Below are 16,624 nucleotides of genomic sequence, written 5' to 3'. Positions count from 1 at the left end.
GATCCCAAGACGGGCACAAGCAGGCGTTTCGCCGATCGGCCGCGAAAATTCAAGATCATTTGATGCCGGGACGCGGGCGCGGTGTCGGTGGCAGGTGCGAGGATGCACCTGCACGGCGCACCGCGGGGTCGGGAGCCCCGCGGGCCGTGCCGACCTGTACCGGACGACGCGTCCGCGCGCGGGTGGGGGGAGACCGAGGGCCCCGTCCCCCTGCCGCCGGGCGCGCCGCGCAGAAGGGACCGCTGACGGCGATGCAGATCCGGCTGACCGTCCTCGCTGCGCCGCCCGGCGGGCAGACCGCGCGGCGCGCGTGCGACGTGCTCGTCACCGCCCCCGCGGGCACCGCGCTGGCCGCCGTGGCGTCCGGCCTCGCCACCGCCGTCGCCGGGCCGGACGGCGCGGCGGGCGCGGGGCCCGTCGTGCTGTACGCCGGGCGCGACCGGCTCGACCTCCAGCGCAGCGCCCTGGGCGAACCGCCGCTGGTGGACGGCGCGGTCCTGGCGCTCCAGGTGCCCGCGGAGGACGCGGTGGCCCCGGACGACACCGCGGCCCGTCTGCACGTGGTGGCGGGGCCGGACGCGGGCGGGGTGCACCTGCTCCATCCGGGTGACGTCCGCGTGGGACGGTCCGCCGACGCCGACGTCCCGCTGGACGATCCCGACGTGTCCCGTCTGCACTGCGTGGTGCGCGTGGGCGACGACGGCCGGGTGGCCGTCGCGGACCTGGGCTCGACGAACGGCACGACCCTGGACGGCAAGCCCGTCGGCGACCGCCCGGTGCGGCTCGTCCCGGGCGCGCTGCTGCGGGTGGGCGAGTCGGTGCTGCGGCTCGTGGTGGGCGCCGCCGGGCCGGTGGCGCCGGGCGCGGACGCCCGCGGCGGTGCGCCGGGCGGCGGGCGTGGTGCGGCGGCCGGCGGGCCGGGGCCGGCCACGGTGCCGGACGGCGAGGGGCACGTACGGGTGACGCTGCCGGCCCGCGCGGCGGGACCCGGGGACGCGGGCGACGCGGGCGCGGCCGGCGCGCCCGGCGCGGGGTCCGTGGCCGCCGGCGCGGGGGCCGGTCCGTCGGCTGCGGGGCCGGCGGCGGGGTCCGTGGCGGCCGCGGGCGGCGGCGCGGCGGGCGCCCCCGCGTACGGCCGGAGCGGCCCGGGCGGCCCCGGGACGCCGGACGGCGGCGGGGCGACGACCGGGCGCGGCGGCGGGGCGGGCACCGGCAGCGGCAGCGGCAGCGGCAGCGGGCCCGCGTACGGCACGGCCGCCGGGTACGGCGATGGGCCGCCGGGCATGGTGCCCGGGGCGCGGCAGCCGTACGACGGGCTGGCCCGCGACCAGGAGTTCGCCCCGGGCGCGGTACCGCCCGGGGGCACGGCGCCGCACGGCCGGTCCGCGGCGCCCGGCGGTGACGTACCGGCGGCGCCGGCGCAGGCCACGCCCGCGCGGGGCACGGTGCTGCCCGGTGAACCGCAGCGCCGGCGCGGCATAGGGGCGTGGGCGCGCCGCCTGGCGGGCGGCCGTACGGACGGCGACACCGGCCGCGAGGGCGCCGCGAGCGAAGGGGCGGCCCCCGGCCGGGAGGGCGCCGTTCCGTACGGGCGGTCCGCCGAGGCGTGGCCGGACCCGGCCGCGGTGCTGCTGACCGCCCTCGGGCCCGGCCCCCGGGTCTGGGAGCGGGCGCCCGGCCACCCCGAGTCGCTCGTGGTCCGGCTCGGCACCACCGACCGGGCCGAGCTGGCGGCGGTCCCGGTGACCGTGGGGCTGCGCGAGGCCGGGTCGCTCGGCCTGGCCGGGCCGCGCGCCCGGCTGATCGGCCTGACCCGCTCGGTGGTGGCGCAGCTGGCCGCCCTGCACGCCCCGGCCGACCTGGAGATCGTGCTGATCAGCGCGGACCGGGCGCGGCCCGTCGAGGAGCGCAGGCGCGACTGGTCGTGGCTCGGCTGGCTGCCGCACACGCGGCCGGCACACGGACAGGACTGCCGGCTTCTCCTGGCGTACGACCGCGACCAGGCGGCGGCCCGCGCCGCCGAGCTGACCCGGCGCCTGGACGACGGGCTCCTCGGGCCCGGCTGGGCCGACGCCGACGCCCGGACGGTCGCGGAGGCGGCGGAGCGGTTCGACCGGGCGTACGCCGCGGGGGGCGCGCAGGCGCCCGGGCCGTACACGGTGGTGGTCGTCGACGGCGACCCGGGCACGGCGGCGCTGCGCGAGACGACGGCCCGGCTCGCCGGGGCGGGCGCGGCGGCCGGCATCCACCTGGTCTGCCTGGCCGAGACGGCGCCCGCGTCGGCGGTGTTCCCGGTCGCCGCCGCGTACGAGACGGCGTGCGCCGCGTCCTTGCCCTTCCGGGAGTGCGGCGCGGTCGGCCTGCTGACGGGGGACGTGGCGACGGCGCTGCGCGTGCTGCGCGCGGCGGGTGGGCATCCGGTGGGCCACGGCACGGTGGCGACGGTCGACGCGGTGTCGGGGGCGTGGGCCGAACGGTTCGCCCGGTCCCTGGCGCCGCTGCGGGCGGAGGGCCCCGCCCCGCGCGGCCGGGCCGCGTCGGCGGCGCTGCCGCGGTCGTCGCGCCTCCTCGACGAGTTGGAGCTGGCCCGGGCCACGCCCGCGTCCCTGATGGCCCGCTGGGCGTCCGCCCCGGACGGTACGGCGGTGCTGGGCACCGGTCCGCGCGGCCCGGTCCGGGTGGACCTGACGGCCGAGGGCCCGCATCTCCTGGTGGAGGGCCCGGCGGGCAGCGGCCGTACGGAGCTGCTGCGCGCGGTCGCCGCCTCGCTGGCCGCGGCGTCCCGCCCCGACCTGCTGGGGCTGCTGCTGGTGGACGGCGCAGGCGGGGAGCGGGGCGAGGGGCTCGGTCCGTGCACGGACCTGCCGCACGTCACGGAGCACCTGGTCGCCTCCGACCCGGTACGGATGCGGGCCTTCGCCCAGTCGCTCGGCGCGGAGCTGAAGCGCCGGGCCGAGCTGCTGGGGCACGAGGACTTCACGGACCGGTACACCGGCCCCGAAGGCCGACCGGGCGGACGGCAGGACGAGTGGTTCGGCAACCGGCCGGGCGAGCGGTCCGAGCCGGGGCGCCCCGGCGAGCGCACGCACCCCGGGGTGCCCGGGCAGCCCGGGCCGGCCGGCCCGACGGGGCAGGCCGTGCCGGTGGGCCGGCCGCCGGGCGAACCGGCACTGCCGGAGCAGCGCGGCGGGGAGGCGCGGCCCCCGGCGGCCGGCGGCCCGCCCCGGCCGCGCGCCGCCGGGGGGCCGGCCGACCGGGCCGGGAGCGGGGCGCCCCCGCCGCTCCCCCGTCTCGTCGTGCTGGTCGACGACTACGACGCGCTGGTCGCCCCCGCGCTCGGCAGCCCGGGCCGGCCGGCAGCCGGTTCGGTCGTCCGGGCGCTGGAGGCGGTGGCGCGGGACGGCGAGCGGCTGGGCGTCCACCTGGTGGCGTCCTCGGCGAGCCCGGAGCGCACGGCGGACACGGAGTTGGCCCGCCGGGCTCGGCTGCGGGTGGTGCTGGACGCGCCGCCGGCGGCCCCGGGGCCGGACGACCCCGCCCCGGGCCGGGGGCGGTTGGGCCACCCCGACGGGCGGGTGACGCCGTTCCAGGCGGGCCGGGTCACCGGGCGCATCCCGCGCACGGCGACGCTGCGGCCCACGGTCGTCCCGCTGGAGTGGGAGCGCATGGGCGACCCGCCGGCCCGCCGCCCGCTGCGGGAGCTCGGCAACGGCCCGACGGACCTGGCCCTGCTGGCGAGCGCGCTGGACCGGGCGGCCCGCTCGGTCGAGGCGCTCCCGGTGCCGCCGCTCGCCCCCACCTCCGGCACGGCGGGCACCGCGCGGTGACGCGCGCGGACCCCGGCGGCCACGGATCCGTGGCCGCCGGGGTCCGCCGTCATCACGTGCGCGGAGATCGACCCGAGCGGGCAGCGCGCAGGGCCCGGACCGGCACCGGCCCCCGGCACTCCCGGACCGGCATCGGCCTCCGCCCCCCGGCACCCGCCGGCACCCGGCCCCCGGCCCCCGGCACCCGCCCGGCACCCCGACGGCCCCAGCCCCGGCACCCGCACGGGCCCCCGCACCCGCACGGGCGACATCACCGGCCGGGGCGCGTCGACCCGCGCCCGGAGTCGTCAGCAGCGCGCGCCGGCGTACCAGGCGTTGGTGTAGACGCTGGCCAGGCCGAGCTTGTGTTCACCCGGCCCGAAGCACCCCAGCCGCGGGCCCCCGGTCGACCCCGACACCTCCACCCAGACCTGCACCCGGGTGACGGGGTCGCAGTGGGTGTAGTACGCCATGATCCCGAAGAAGTCGGTGTCGTACCCGCAGTCCAGGGACGCCACCGAGGCCGGACTGCCGACGCCCGCCCGCTTGCTGTCGGCCACCGCGGTCCCGGTCGTGAGTCCACCGGTGACCGCGGCCGTCAACGCGAGGGCCGCGGTGGCGGAGGCCAGTCTGCTCTTGAACATCGTTCTTCCCCTTCCGTCCGGTCAGCGGGAGATCGTCACGCACGGGAAGCCGTTGGCGTGCCAGGAGCCCTGGTTGTACTCCTTCATGTCGGCGCAGATCTGGGAGCCGTGCTTCATGTTGGCGTTGAGGTCGAAGTCGACCCACACCCGCCCGACACCGCACCCCGCGACACCGTTGCGGTGCCACTGCTGACCGTTCTCGTAGTAACCCCAGAGGTGGAACTCCTTGTTGCAGATCCAGTAGCTCAGCCGGTCGTAGATCCCGCTCACGCGGGAGACGAACAAGCCGTTCCCGCCCACGTTGACGCAGACCACGCCCACCGTGGACCAGTCGGGCCGGCAGTTGTCGGCGCCCTGGACCGTCACCTCGCCGTCCGGTGAGAACGCCAGCCAGCGGTCGCCCGAGGCACGGTCGGCGGCCGGCGCGGCGCTGCCCTGCCGGGCGGTGGCCGCCGGCCGGTCCGCCGTCACCGCGTGGGCGCCCGGCGCGAACGCGAAGGACAGGGCGAAGAGCGACACGACGGCTGCCCACAGCCTTCCGGGGCGCGCCGTCGAGGAGTCGAGCCGTGACATCTTTCTCCCTCTGTCGTGGGGAACGTGCGGCCTTCCGTCCGAGGAGCAGCGCGTCGCCGCGACCGGAGGAGGACCCCCGGCTCGGACCCTCCTCATCGTCGGGCCCGGGCCACCGCCCCCGAAGCCTTTCGAATTTCCTCGAAGCGTCAGGACGGGCGCGACGCGCCCGTGACGGCACGTCACGAGGCCATCACGATCGGGGAGGAGGGGCGGAAGGCGGTATTGCGGGGCCCCCGCACCCGGCGTAGACCGGATCACGAAGGACGACGCACACGGGAGAGACGGGGCAGTGATGCGGACAACTGCGCGCATGCGCACGGCCGTCGCGGTCGTCGCCGCCACGGGGGCCCTCGCCCTCGCGCTGGCGGGCTGCGGCGGGAACGACGGGGACGGGGACGGCCCGTCCGGGGGCGCGAGCGCCACCGGGCCGGCGGAGACGGTCCGGTTGCCGAAGCTGGACGGCCAGACGCTCCAGGTCGTCGCGGTGTGGACGGGGCCGGAGCAGGAGGCGTTCACCAAGGTGCTGAAGGAGTTCGAGAAGCGCACCGGCGCGCGCGTCTCCTACGTGCCCACCCAGGACGCGATGCTCAACTACATCGGCACGAAGATCGCCGGTGGCGCTCCGCCCGACGTGGCGATGCTCCAGCAGGTGGGCGCCCTCCACCAGGCGGTCGAGCGGGGCTGGGCCAAACCGGTGAACGCCGCGACGAAGGCGCAGCTCACCCGGAACTACTCCCGTGGCTGGCAGGACCTCGGCGCGGTCGAGGGCACGCAGTACGGCGTGTACTTCAAGACCGCCAACAAGTCCCTCGTCTGGTACAACGCCGCCGTCTTCGAGAACGCGGGCGCGTCCGAGCCGAAGACGTGGAAGGAGTTCCTCGCCACCGCCGAGACGATCTCCGCCTCCGGCGTCACGCCCGTGTCCATCGGCGGCGCGGACGGCTGGACGCTGACGGACTGGTTCGAGAACGTCTACCTGTCGCAGGCGGGCCCGGAGAAGTACGACCAGCTGGCCAAGCACCGCATCAAGTGGACCGACCCGTCCGTGGCCCGGGCGCTCGGGACGCTCGGCGAGCTGTTCGGCCGGCCGGAGCTGATCGCGGGCGGCGCGGCCGGGGCGCTCCAGACGGAGTTCCCCGCCTCGGTGACGCAGACGTTCACCGGTGGGGACGCGCCCAAGGCGGCCATGGTCTTCGAGGGCGACTTCGTGTCGATCAACATCGCCCAGACGGAGGCGAAGGTCGGTACGGACGCGAAGGTCTTCCCGTTCCCGGCCGTCGGCGACGGCGAGGCGCCCGTCGTCACGGGCGGCGACGTGGCGGTCGCGCTGACGGCCAAGCCGGCCGCGCAGGCGCTGCTGACGTTCCTCGCCTCCCCCGACGCGGCCGCCGTCTGGGCGGGCGAGGGGGGCTTCCTGTCGCCGAACAAGTCGCTGGACCCGGCCGCGTACCCGAACGACGTGCAGCGCTCCATCGCGAAGGCGCTGATCGCCGCCGGCGACGACTTCCGCTTCGACATGTCGGACCAGATGCCGCAGTCCTTCGGCGGCACGCCCGGCAAGGGCGAGTGGAAGGCGCTGCAGGACTTCCTGAAGAACCCGAAGGACATCGCGGGGACGCAGGCACGGCTGGAGGCCGACGCGGCCAAGGCGTACGAGAACGGGGGCTGACGCCGTGGCAACCGTCCCCCCTCCGGGCACCGCTCCCCCGCCCGGTGACGCCCTCCCGCCGCCCGCCGGACCGCCCGGCGCGCCGCGGCGGGGGTCCCGGCGGGCCTCGCGGAAGGGCGTCACCGGGACCCGCGGTCTCGTCGCGGCGGGCTTCCTGCTCCCCGCGCTGGCGTTGCTGGGCGCGCTCGTGGTCTACCCGATCGGGTACTCGGTCCAGCGGTCCTTCTTCGACCGGTCCGGCGCGGGCTTCGCCGGCCTGGACAACTACGTCGAGATCTTCACCGACGACACGATCATGACGGCCGTGCGGAACAACGTGGTCTGGGTGGTCGTCGCCCCGGCCGTGGCCACGGCACTCGGCCTGATCTTCGCCGTCCTCACCGAACGGGTCCGCTGGGGCACCGCCTTCAAGCTGGTCGTCTTCATGCCGATGGCCATCTCGATGCTCGCCGCGGGGATCATCTTCCGGCTCGTGTACGAGCAGGACCCGGACCGCGGTGTGGCGAACGCGGTGTGGGTCGGCGTCCACGACACGTTCGCCGAGTCGGCCGGCTACCCGAAGGCGCGGCCGCTCCCGGTCCACCCGCTGGAGGCGGCGGGTGGCGGCGCGTTCGTCACGGAGGAGCCGGTACGGGCCGGGACGCCCGCGCGGCTGCCGCTGATCGGCGTGGCGCCCGCGAAGATGCCGGACGACGCCCGCCCGGCGCGCGAGCCCGCCGCGGAGCCGGGGAAGGTGACCGGTACGGCGTGGCTGGACTTCAGCCGCGGCGGCGGGGGCACGGCGAACACCGTCGACCCCCGGGAGCTGGGGCTGAAGGGGCTGACGATCGAGGCGGTGAAGGACGGGCGGGTCGTCGCCACGGCGAAGGCGGCGGCGGACGGCTCGTTCACCCTGCCCGCGGCGGCGGACGGCGCGCTGCTGCGCCTGCCGGCGTCGAACTTCCGGGAGCCGTACAACGGCGTCGACTGGCTGGGCCCGACCCTCGTCACGCCCGCCGTCATCGGCAGCTACGTGTGGATGTGGGCGGGCTTCGCGATGGTCCTCATCGCGGCGGGCCTCGCCGGGCTGCCGCGCGAGCTGCTGGAGGCGGCCCGCGTGGACGGCGCCAGCGAGTGGCAGGTGTTCCGCCGCGTGACCGTGCCGCTGCTCGCGCCGGTACTCGCGGTGGTGCTGGTGACGTTGATGATCAACGTGCTGAAGATCTTCGACCTGGTCTTCATCATCGCGCCGGGCTCGGTCCAGGACGACGCGAACGTCCTGGCGCTCCAGCTGTACCGCTCGTCGTTCGGCACCGACGCCCACCTGGGCGTGGGCAGCGCCATCTCGGTCCTGCTGCTGCTGTCGGTGATCCCCGTGATGTTCTTCAACGTCCGGCGCATCCGGAGGGAGACGCGGCGATGACCCACTCCTGCCGGGGGTCCGGGGGTCGCCCCCCGGGCACACACAGCAACGTCCGGCGCATCCGGAGGGAGACGCGGCGATGACCCACTCCTGCCGGGGGTCCGGGGGTCGCCCCCCGGGCACACACAGCAACGTCCGGCGCATCCGGAGGGAGACGCGGCGATGACCTCTCATGACGCCCCGGCGCCGGCCCCGTCCGCGGTCCCGCCACCGGCCTCCACCCCCGCCTCCGCCCCGGCCCCGTCGCCGCGGCCCGCACCCCGGACGGCCGCGCGGGTCGTGTCGCGGCTGGCCGGTGGGGCCGTGCAGGTGTTCCTGGTGGTGGTGGCCCTGTTCTGGCTGATGCCGACGGTCGGGCTGCTGCTGTCCTCGCTGCGTTCGCCCTCCGACATCAACTCCAGCGGCTGGTGGCGGGCGCTCACCGCGCCGGCGCAGCTGACGGCCGACAACTACGCGGCGATCCTGCGCAACGAGACGATCACCGACTCGCTCCTCTCCACCGCGCTGATCACCGTTCCGGCGACGGTGCTGGTCGTGCTGATCGGCTCGTTCGCCGGGTACGCCTTCGCGTGGATGGAGTTCCCGGGCCGGGACTGGTGGTTCCTCGCGGTGGTGGGGCTGTTGGTGGTGCCGGTGCAGGTGGCGCTGGTGCCCGTGTCGAAGCTCTTCGGCGAGGTCGGCATCTTCGAGACGACGCTCGGCGTGGTGCTGTTCCACACGGCGTTCGGGCTGCCCTTCGCCATCTTCCTGCTGCGCAACTTCTTCGCGGAGATCCCCCGGGAGCTGCTGGAGGCGGCCCGGCTCGACGGGGCGGGCGAGATCCGGCTGTTCGCCCGGGTGGTGCTGCCGCTGGGCGGTCCGGCGATCGCCTCGCTCGGCATCTTCCAGTTCCTGTGGGTCTGGAACGACATGCTGATCGCGTTGATCTTCGCCGACTCGGACTCGCCGCCGATCACGGTGGCGCTCCAGCAGCAGGTCCGCCAGTTCGGCAACAACATCGACGTGCTCGCGCCGGGCGCGTTCGTGTCGATGGTGATCCCGCTGGCGGTGTTCTTCGCGTTCCAGCGGCAGTTCGTGTCGGGGGTGATGGCCGGCGCGGTGAAGTGACGGCCCGGGCGGGGCGCGTCGGGGGCCCGGCGCCGGAACCGCGCGCCGGGCGCGGCGCGTCCCCCTCGGTACGGGCCACCCCTGTCGGACGCGAAGGAGCCGGACCATGGTCACGCGAGGCGGAACAGCGGACGCGGGGCGCGGGAGTTCCGGGTGCCTGGCGTTCGTGGTCGTGGTCGCCGTGATGCTCGGCCTCGGGTACGGGGCGTCGAAGCTCTTCGGCGACGACGGCGGCGGCGCCTCCTCCGCGCCCCCGTCGTCGTCCGCCGCGCCGGCCTCCGGCGGTCCGGGCGGGTCGTGGGACGTCGGCGACTGCGGCGGTCCCGACCCGGACGACCGGCCCGACGGCTACCGGGCGTTCGCCTGCGACGACCCGGGGGCGACGTTCAGCGCGCTGAAGGTCATGCCGGCGAGCTTCCTGCCCGGCTCCGTGCAGTGCCCGGCCGGGACGGACCTGATCATCCGGGTGAGCGTCTCGTACGGCAGTGACCCCGACAAGGGCGGCGGCATCCCCACCAAGACGGTCTGCGGCCGCAACCTCTCCGGCGACCACCCCGGCGACGCGGGCGCCGGCGGGGGTCAGCTGGTGAAGGGCGACTGCGTGACGTCCACCGCCCAGGAGGTGGCCTGCGCCTCCGGCGGGTCCGGCACGTACCGGGTGCTGGGCCTCGTCGAGGGCAAGGAGAACTGCCCCGCCGGCACGACCGAGCCGATGGAGCTGACCCTGGCCATCGGCCGCCCGTACGACGTCATCTGCGCCGCGCCCCACGCCTGAGCCGCCACCCCACGCCTGAGCCGCCACCCCACGCCTGGGCCGCCACCCCGGGTCGCCCCACCTCCGCAGGGGGGTGACGCGCGCAGTGGCGCCGGCGGCGCGGTACTGACACCCGGTCACCACCCGTACCGGCGCCCCACCCCGCCCGCGCGGCCGCCGGCCGGTGATCGCGGGGGCGGTGGCGGGGACGTCCCCCGGATGCCACGCGCCGCGTAACCCGGTCGGTCCATCGGACGTTCCCGGGCCATGCCCCGGTTCAGCGTCATCGTCCCCGCGTACAACGTCCAGTCCTACCTGCACGCGTGCCTGGAGTCGGTGCTCTCGCAGTCGTTCGAGGACTTCGAGCTCATCGCCGTGGACGACTGCTCGCCCGACGGGAGCGGTGCCGTCATCGACGAGTTCGCCGCCCGGGACGGCCGGGTCCTCGCCCTCCACCTGCCCGGGCACCGCGGGCTCGGGCCCGCGCGCAACGCCGGCCTCGACCGCGCCACCGGCGACTACGTGCTCTTCCTCGACGGCGACGACACCCTCGTGCCGGGTGCCTTCCGCGCGATCGCCGACCGGCTGGAGGAGACCGGCTCGCCGGAGGTCCTCGTCTACGACTACGCCCGCACCTACTGGTCCGGGGAGACCGTCGGCCACGAGTTCCGCCGCCACCTCGCCGAGACGGGGCCCGTGCCGTTCACCCTCGACGACCGCCCCGGGCTGCTGCACGTCCTGATGGTGGTGTGGAACAAGGCGTACCAGCGGGAGTTCCTGGCGCGGGAGGGGTTCCGCTTCTTCCCCGGCTTCTACGAGGACACGCCGTGGACCTACCCGGTGCTGATGACCGCGCGGTCCCTCGCCACGCTGGACCGGGTCTGCGTCCACTACCGGCAGCGGCGCGCCGGGAGCATCCTGCGCACCACCTCGCGGCGGCACTTCGAGATCTTCGACCAGTACGACCGGCTGTTCGCCTTCCTCGACGCGCGGCCCGACCTGGAGCGGTGGCGGGCGCCGCTGTTCCGGCGGATGGCCGACCACTTCACGTCCGTGTTCACCGCGCGCGGCCGGCTGCCCCGGGGCACCCGCGCCGCGTTCTTCCGCCGCGCCCGCGCCCACTACCGGCGCTACCGCACGCCCGGCCCCGCGCCGAAGGCCACCACCCGGCTGCGGCACGCGCTGGTCCGGCTGGGGGCGCACCGCGCCTTCCGGGCGATCACCGCCGCGCGGGGCCTGCGGACGCGCGCCACCCGGCGCGGCCGGGCCGTGCTGCGCGGGCTGCGCGCGGCGCTCCTCCAGGTCCACTACCGGATCCAGCTGCTGCTGCCGGTCCGGCCGGGGCACGCCGTGTTCAGCGCGTACTGGAACCGGGGGTACGCCTGCTCCCCCGCCGCCCTGGAGCAGCGCGTGCGGGAGCTGGTGCCGGGGATGCGCACGGCCTGGGTGTGCGCCCCCGAACACGCCCACACCCTGCCGCCGGGCCCGCGCCCGCTGCGGCCCGGCACCGCCGCCTACTGGACGGCGCTGGCCCGCTCCCGGTACCTGGTGAGCAACGTCAACCTCGACCGGCGGCTGGTGAAGCGGCGCGGCCAGGTGCTGGTGCAGACCCAGCACGGCACGCCGCTCAAGCACATGGGCCTGGACCTCCGGCACCGGCCGGCGGCGGGCGGCTCGACGGACTTCGCCGAGCTGCTGCGGTCCGTCGACAAGTGGGACTACCTGGTGTCCGGCAACCGGCACTCGACGACGGTGTTCGAGCGGGTCTACCCGGCGGCGTACCGGACGCTGGAGTACGGCTCGCCGCGCACCGACGTGTTCCACCGGGCCACCGCCGAGGACGTCGCCGCCCTGCGCGCGGCGCTCGGCGTCCCCGAGGGCCACACGGCGGTCCTGTACGCGCCGACGCACCGCGACTACGTCACGCCGCAGCCCCGGATGGTGGACCTGGAGCGGGTGGTGACGGCGCTCGGGCCGCGCTTCACGCTCCTCGCCCGCAGCCACCCGACCCACGGCGACCCGGGCCGGTTCCCCGAGCACCCGCGGATCCTCGACGTGTCGGCCCACCCGTCGGTGGAGGAACTGTGCCTGGCCTCCGACGCGCTCGTCACGGACTACTCGTCGATCATGTTCGACTACGCGGCCCTCGATCGGCCGATCGTGCTCCACACGGCGGACTGGGAGGCGTACCAGGCGGCCCGGGGCACCTACTTCGACGTGCGGGAATGCCCGCCGGGCGCGGTCGCCCGCTGCGAGGACGAGCTGATCGACATCTTCGCGAGCGGCCACTGGCGCGGCTCCCGCTCGGCGCGGCTGCGCGCCGCGTTCCGGGCGCGGTTCTGCCCGTACGACGACGGGCACGCCGCGGAGCGCGTGGTGCGGCACGTGTTCCTCGGCGAGCCCCCGGAGGCGCTGCCGGCGGTCGTCCCGCCGGGAGAGCGGCGGCCCGCGCCCGCGCCGGGGACGCCGCCCGGCGCGGGCGGCCCGCTGGTCCCGCAGCGGACGGGGGCCGGGTCGCCCGCCGTCTCCTGACGCCCGCCGGCCCCGACGCGCCGGGCCGGGGCAGGGCCGGCCGTCGGGGCGGTGCGTCGGGCGCGTCACCGGACGGCCGTCGGCCGGCCGCAGGGCCCGCCGCCGGGGCGGTGCGTCGGGCTGGTGCGTCGGGCCCATCGCCGTCGGCCGTCGGCCCGTCACCGGGGCGGTGCGTCGGGCCCGTCGCCGGCCGGTGCACCGTGGCCGGGGCGACGCACCCCGGCCTTGCCGTCAGCCGTGGCGGAGCGCCCGGGCCGCGCGGCGTACCGGGCCGCGCTGCGCGACCGGGCCGAGCAGCCGCCCGACCAGACCGCGCGGCTCCCAGCGGATCTGGAGGCGGCCCGCGTCGCGGCCCTCCGCCTCCACCGTGACACGGTGGTTCCCCGGCCCCGGCACCGTGAACGGCACGAAGTGGAGCGGCGCCAGCAGGACGCCGGTGTTCGCCGCGCCGTCCTGCGCGAGCTCCAGCACCGGGTGGCGCACGCCCCGGAAGCCGTAGGCGGGCAGGGCGACCGCCGCGAGGTCCAGGCGCAGGCGCCCCTCGTGGACGCCCCGGCCCGCCGGGTCCAGGCGCAGCCGCACCGTGGTGCGGCGCCCGGCCGGCGAGAGGTGGACGCGGGCGGGGACCGGGGCGAGCGGCAGACGGCCGCCCGGATCGTGGGTGCGCACCGTGAGGTCGGCGGTGGCGCCGGGCCCCGGGGTGACGTCGAGGATCTCGTGGCGGAACCAGGCCGCGTGGAACGGGCAGCCGGTGAGGTCCGCGGCGGTCAGGTCCAGGTCGCGGCGGGCCGCCTCCGTCGCGGGGACCGCACCGCCCCAGTACACGCGCCCGCCGGCCGTGGTGACCCGGCGGGGGCCGACGCCGTGGGCGAGGCCCCGGGCGGCGCTGCGCGCCTCCTCGTACCGGCCCTCGCGGAGCAGCCCGACCACGGCCCGGTCGACCCGCCCGAGCCGGTCGAACGCCGCGGGGGCGAGCCCGGTGACGTACGGGACGACCTCCGCGGCGAAGTCGGTGACCCAGGCGGTGTCCCGGTGGGGCAGGTCCCCGGCGTAGAGGCGCAGGTCGTGGGCGAGGAACTTGTGGTCCTTCTCCTCGCGCAGCGGGGAGCCGGCGGGGGCGCCGTGCGCGGCGAGGAACGCGTCGATGCGCCGGGCGATCTCGACGCGGTCGCGGACGTTGGCGATCAGGTGGCGGCGGTTGGAGAGGGTCGCCGCGTCGGCGGGGGCGTGCGGGGCGTAGTACCAGCGGTAGACGGGTTCGGTGATGATCCGGAAGGCGCGGGCGAGGGTGTACGCCTGGGCGGAGAACAGCTGGTCCTCGTAGTGCAGGCCCTCGGGGAAGCGCAGGGCGTGCCGGTCGAGGAACTCCCTGCGGTACAGCTTGTTGGTGGACAGCGGCTCGAACAGCAGCCGCGGCTCCTCGGCGAGGCCGTGGACGGTGCGGCGGCGGTCGAAGAACGACGGCATCCACCTGCCGCGGGCGCCGGTGTCGGTGCGGACGCGTTCGACGGCGCCCATCGTGAAGTCGACGTCGTCCTCGTCGTGCGCGGCGAGGAGCAGCTCGACGGCCTTCGGGGGCAGTTCGTCGTCGCTGTCGAGGAACATGACGAACGGCGCGCGGGCCAGGTCCAGGGCGCGGTTGCGGGGGGCGGAGCAGCCGCCGCTGTTGCGTTCCAGGCGCAGCACGCGGATGCGGCGGTCGCGCGCGGCGAGCTCGGCGGCGACCTTCGGGGTGTCGTCGGTGGAGTGGTCGTCGCTGATGACGATCTCGAGGGCGCGGTGGGTCTGGTGGCGTACGGAGGCGACGGCGCGCGGCAGGCGGGCCGCGTCGTCGTGGACGATGACGATCACCGTGACCGTGGGGGTGGTGGTCATCGGCGGGTGGCCTCCTGCGGGCTCGGGGCGGGGGTGCGGCGGTCCAGGGGCAGGACGGGCGGGAGGCTCTCCTCGCCCTCGCCGAGGAAGACGCGGCGCACGACGCGCTCGGCGGCGCGCCCGTCGTCGTACTGGCAGAACCGCAGCCGGAAGTCGTGGCGGAGCTTGGCCGCGGGTTCGCCGGCCCACTCGTCGGGGTCGAGGAGGAGGCGGGTGAGGTCCTCCTGGGAGCGGGCGACGGGTCCGGGCGGTTCGGCGGTGAGGTCGAAGCAGACGCCGCGGGTGGCGGTGTAGACGTCCCAGTCGTCGGCGTGGACGACGATCGGCCGGTCGAGGTTGGCGTAGTCGACCATGATCGACGAGTAGTCGGTGACGAGGGCGTCGGCGGCGAGGAGGAGCCGTTCGACGGGCTCGTAGCGGGTGACGTCGAGGACGCGCGGGTGGCGGGGGACGACGCGGGGCCCGTCGGCGTGGAAGTAGTGGCCGCGCACGAGGAGGACCGTGTCGTCGCCGAGCCGGTCCGCGAGGCGGGCGAGGTCCAGGCGGGGGCGCCAGCGGTCCTCGTGGTCGCGGTGGGTGGGGGCGTAGAGCAGGGCGCGGGCCCCGGGGGCGAGGCCGAGGGCGGCGCGGGCGGCGCGCACGTCGGCGGCGGTGGCCCGGTACAGCACGTCGTTGCGGGGGTAGCCGTAGGCGAGCGTGCGGTAGCCGGAGGGGTAGGCGCGCTGCCAGGTCTCGGTGGAGTGCGCGTTGGCGGAGAGGCTGTAGTCCCAGCGGTCGACGCGGGCGAGGAGCGCCTCGAAGTCCACGCCGCGGGCGACGGCGGGGCGGCCGACCTGGTCGACGCCCATCGCCTTCAGCGGGGTGCCGTGGTGGGTCTGGAGGTGGACGGTCCCGCGGCGCTTGACGACCCGGTCGGGGAAGTTGACGTTGTTGACCAGGTACTTGGCGCGGGCGAGGACGTCCCAGGCGCGGGCGGTGCCGTTGACGGCGTGGTCGGTGCCGGGCGGCAGCAGGGGGACGCGGTCGGGTTCGACGAGCCAGACCTGCCGGATGTCGGGCGCCAGCTCGGCGAGTTCGGCGGCGACGGCGGCCGGGTTGCAGTGGACGCCGCGGCCCCAGTAGGCGGAGAAGACGGCGAGGTCCTCGTCGACGGGGCGGCGCAGGGCCCGCCGGTAGCGGAGCCGGTCGCGGGCGTCGGCGGCCCGCCGGAGGTGGCGGGCGCCCGTGGCGCGCAGGGCGCGGCGGCCCTCGTCGGCGAGGCACAGCAACCGGTGGCACAGGTGGGCGTGGTGGCCAAGGAGCACGTGGCGGACGCCGTCGGCGCCGGCCGGGCGGCGGTGTCCCTCGGGGCGGAAGCGGGCGGTCTGGTCGGCGGCGCGGCGGAAGTACGCGGCGGCCTCGGCGGCGGTGAGCCCGTCGCGGCGGCCCAGCACGGCGAGGTGGTCGTCGACCATGCGGTCGTACAGCCGGGCCCGGACCGCGGCCGGGGCGGACACGGCGGCGGCGAGCCGGTGGAGCCGCTCGTACTGGGGGAACACCGCGAAGTGCCGGTCCGGTCCGGCGGCGCGGTGCTGCGCGGGCCGCTCCTGGCGGTGGACGACCGCGGCGGTGTCGCAGCAGGCGACGTGGCGGGCGAGGAGCAGCACGGCGTACGCCAGGTACAGCTCGTCGGGGTCGTCGCCGTCGAGGAGCCCGGGGTGGTCGGTGAGGAGGCCGGCGCGGACGAGGCGGTTGCCGAGGAGGGGCGTCACGTCGAGGAGGTCGGGGCGCCGGGCGGGGCCGGTGGCGGGGGCGCCGTGGCCGCGGGTGAGGACGGGGGCGTCGCCGCCGGGTGCGGCGTCGTCCCACCAGGTGGCCCGGTGGTGGTCGCAGAGCAGCACGTCGGGCGGCTCGGGGTGGCGGGCGAGGCGGTCGGCGAGGGCTTCGGCGGCGCCGGCGGGCAGCCGGTCGGAGGGGTGGAGGAAGTGCAGGTAGGCGCCGCTCGCCGCGCGGGCGGCGGCGGCGCGGGCGCGGGCGGCCGGGGCGTGGGCGGGGACGGGGACGACGGTGACGCGCGGGTCGCGCAGGGCGTGGGCCTCGGCGAGGGCGCGGGCGGCGGGGTCGTCGCCGGTGCCGCCCTCGGGGGCGGCCACGACGACGTCGAGCCCGGGGTACGCCTGCCCGGTGACGCTGTCCAGGCAGGCGCGCAGGTGGGGCAGCGGGCCCCGGCCGGACACGATGACGCTGAGCTTGAGCATGGGGACGGGCGGTCCTTGTCGGGGG

At 76.9% G+C, this 16,624-nt stretch carries 10 protein-coding genes; 6 read left to right on the top strand and 4 right to left on the bottom strand.

All coding sequences use genetic code 11. The features are described from left to right. Positions 1-251 precede the first annotated feature (251 nt). Positions 252-3,827, top strand: a complete 3,576-nt coding sequence (locus ACF053_RS05615; RefSeq protein WP_391952682.1) for an FHA domain-containing protein — start codon at positions 252-254, stop codon at positions 3,825-3,827. 287 nt (positions 3,828-4,114) lie between these two features. Here ACF053_RS05615 and ACF053_RS05610 read toward each other — a convergent pair whose 3' ends face one another. Continuing rightward, positions 4,115-4,450 (bottom strand): DUF6355 family natural product biosynthesis protein, encoded by a 336-nt coding sequence (locus ACF053_RS05610; RefSeq protein WP_391952681.1) that lies wholly within the window; start codon positions 4,448-4,450, stop codon positions 4,115-4,117. A gap of 21 nt (positions 4,451-4,471) precedes the next feature. Then, positions 4,472-5,023: a hypothetical protein gene (locus tag ACF053_RS05605; protein ID WP_391952680.1), complete on the bottom strand. Its 552-nt coding sequence runs from the start codon at positions 5,021-5,023 to the stop codon at positions 4,472-4,474. A gap of 292 nt (positions 5,024-5,315) precedes the next feature. Here ACF053_RS05605 and ACF053_RS05600 point away from each other — a divergent pair, with 292 nt between their 5' ends. From ACF053_RS05600 to ACF053_RS05580, 5 genes are all read left to right on the top strand, one after another. Further along, positions 5,316-6,692, top strand: coding sequence for an ABC transporter substrate-binding protein (locus ACF053_RS05600; RefSeq protein ID WP_391952679.1), 1,377 nt, complete (start codon positions 5,316-5,318; stop codon positions 6,690-6,692). Positions 6,693-6,696: 4 nt separating this feature from the next. Beyond that, complete coding sequence (locus tag ACF053_RS05595; RefSeq protein WP_391952678.1) at positions 6,697-8,094, top strand: carbohydrate ABC transporter permease; 1,398 nt, start codon at positions 6,697-6,699, stop codon at positions 8,092-8,094. Between the two features lie 162 nt (positions 8,095-8,256). Beyond that, on the top strand, positions 8,257-9,201 hold the full coding sequence (locus tag ACF053_RS05590) for a carbohydrate ABC transporter permease (protein WP_391952677.1): 945 nt from the start codon (positions 8,257-8,259) through the stop codon (positions 9,199-9,201). A gap of 106 nt (positions 9,202-9,307) precedes the next feature. Beyond that, positions 9,308-9,976: a hypothetical protein gene (locus ACF053_RS05585; RefSeq protein ID WP_391952676.1), complete on the top strand. Its 669-nt coding sequence runs from the start codon at positions 9,308-9,310 to the stop codon at positions 9,974-9,976. A gap of 246 nt (positions 9,977-10,222) precedes the next feature. Next, complete coding sequence (locus ACF053_RS05580) at positions 10,223-12,487, top strand: bifunctional glycosyltransferase/CDP-glycerol:glycerophosphate glycerophosphotransferase (protein ID WP_391952675.1); 2,265 nt, start codon at positions 10,223-10,225, stop codon at positions 12,485-12,487. Between the two features lie 231 nt (positions 12,488-12,718). Here ACF053_RS05580 and ACF053_RS05575 read toward each other — a convergent pair whose 3' ends face one another. Then, positions 12,719-14,362 carry a glycosyltransferase family 2 protein gene (locus ACF053_RS05575; RefSeq protein ID WP_391952674.1) on the bottom strand — a complete coding sequence of 548 codons (1,644 nt, stop codon included), beginning with the start codon at positions 14,360-14,362 and terminating at the stop codon, positions 12,719-12,721. Further along, the gene (locus ACF053_RS05570) at positions 14,359-16,599 is read right to left on the bottom strand and encodes a CDP-glycerol glycerophosphotransferase family protein (protein ID WP_391952673.1); all 2,241 of its coding nucleotides are present in this window, start codon (positions 16,597-16,599) and stop codon (positions 14,359-14,361) included. The genes ACF053_RS05575 and ACF053_RS05570 overlap by 4 nt, the downstream gene beginning before the upstream one ends. Between the last annotated feature and the right edge of the window lie 25 nt (positions 16,600-16,624).

Source organism: Streptomyces kanasensis (assembly GCF_043077165.1).
GTDB lineage: Bacteria > Actinomycetota > Actinomycetes > Streptomycetales > Streptomycetaceae > Streptomyces > Streptomyces changanensis.
Note: the sequence above shows the minus strand (reverse complement) of the source record. Positions and strands in the feature narration are given on the sequence as shown.

Coding starts and splice junctions, on each gene's coding strand:
- ACF053_RS05580 (WP_391952675.1), top strand. CDS start 10,223: ATGCCCCGGTTCAGCGTCATCGTCCCCGCGTACAACGTCCAGTCCTAC.
- ACF053_RS05610 (WP_391952681.1), bottom strand. CDS start 4,450: ATGTTCAAGAGCAGACTGGCCTCCGCCACCGCGGCCCTCGCGTTGACG.
- ACF053_RS05585 (WP_391952676.1), top strand. CDS start 9,308: ATGGTCACGCGAGGCGGAACAGCGGACGCGGGGCGCGGGAGTTCCGGG.
- ACF053_RS05590 (WP_391952677.1), top strand. CDS start 8,257: ATGACCTCTCATGACGCCCCGGCGCCGGCCCCGTCCGCGGTCCCGCCA.
- ACF053_RS05605 (WP_391952680.1), bottom strand. CDS start 5,023: ATGTCACGGCTCGACTCCTCGACGGCGCGCCCCGGAAGGCTGTGGGCA.
- ACF053_RS05600 (WP_391952679.1), top strand. CDS start 5,316: ATGCGGACAACTGCGCGCATGCGCACGGCCGTCGCGGTCGTCGCCGCC.
- ACF053_RS05615 (WP_391952682.1), top strand. CDS start 252: ATGCAGATCCGGCTGACCGTCCTCGCTGCGCCGCCCGGCGGGCAGACC.
- ACF053_RS05570 (WP_391952673.1), bottom strand. CDS start 16,599: ATGCTCAAGCTCAGCGTCATCGTGTCCGGCCGGGGCCCGCTGCCCCAC.
- ACF053_RS05575 (WP_391952674.1), bottom strand. CDS start 14,362: ATGACCACCACCCCCACGGTCACGGTGATCGTCATCGTCCACGACGAC.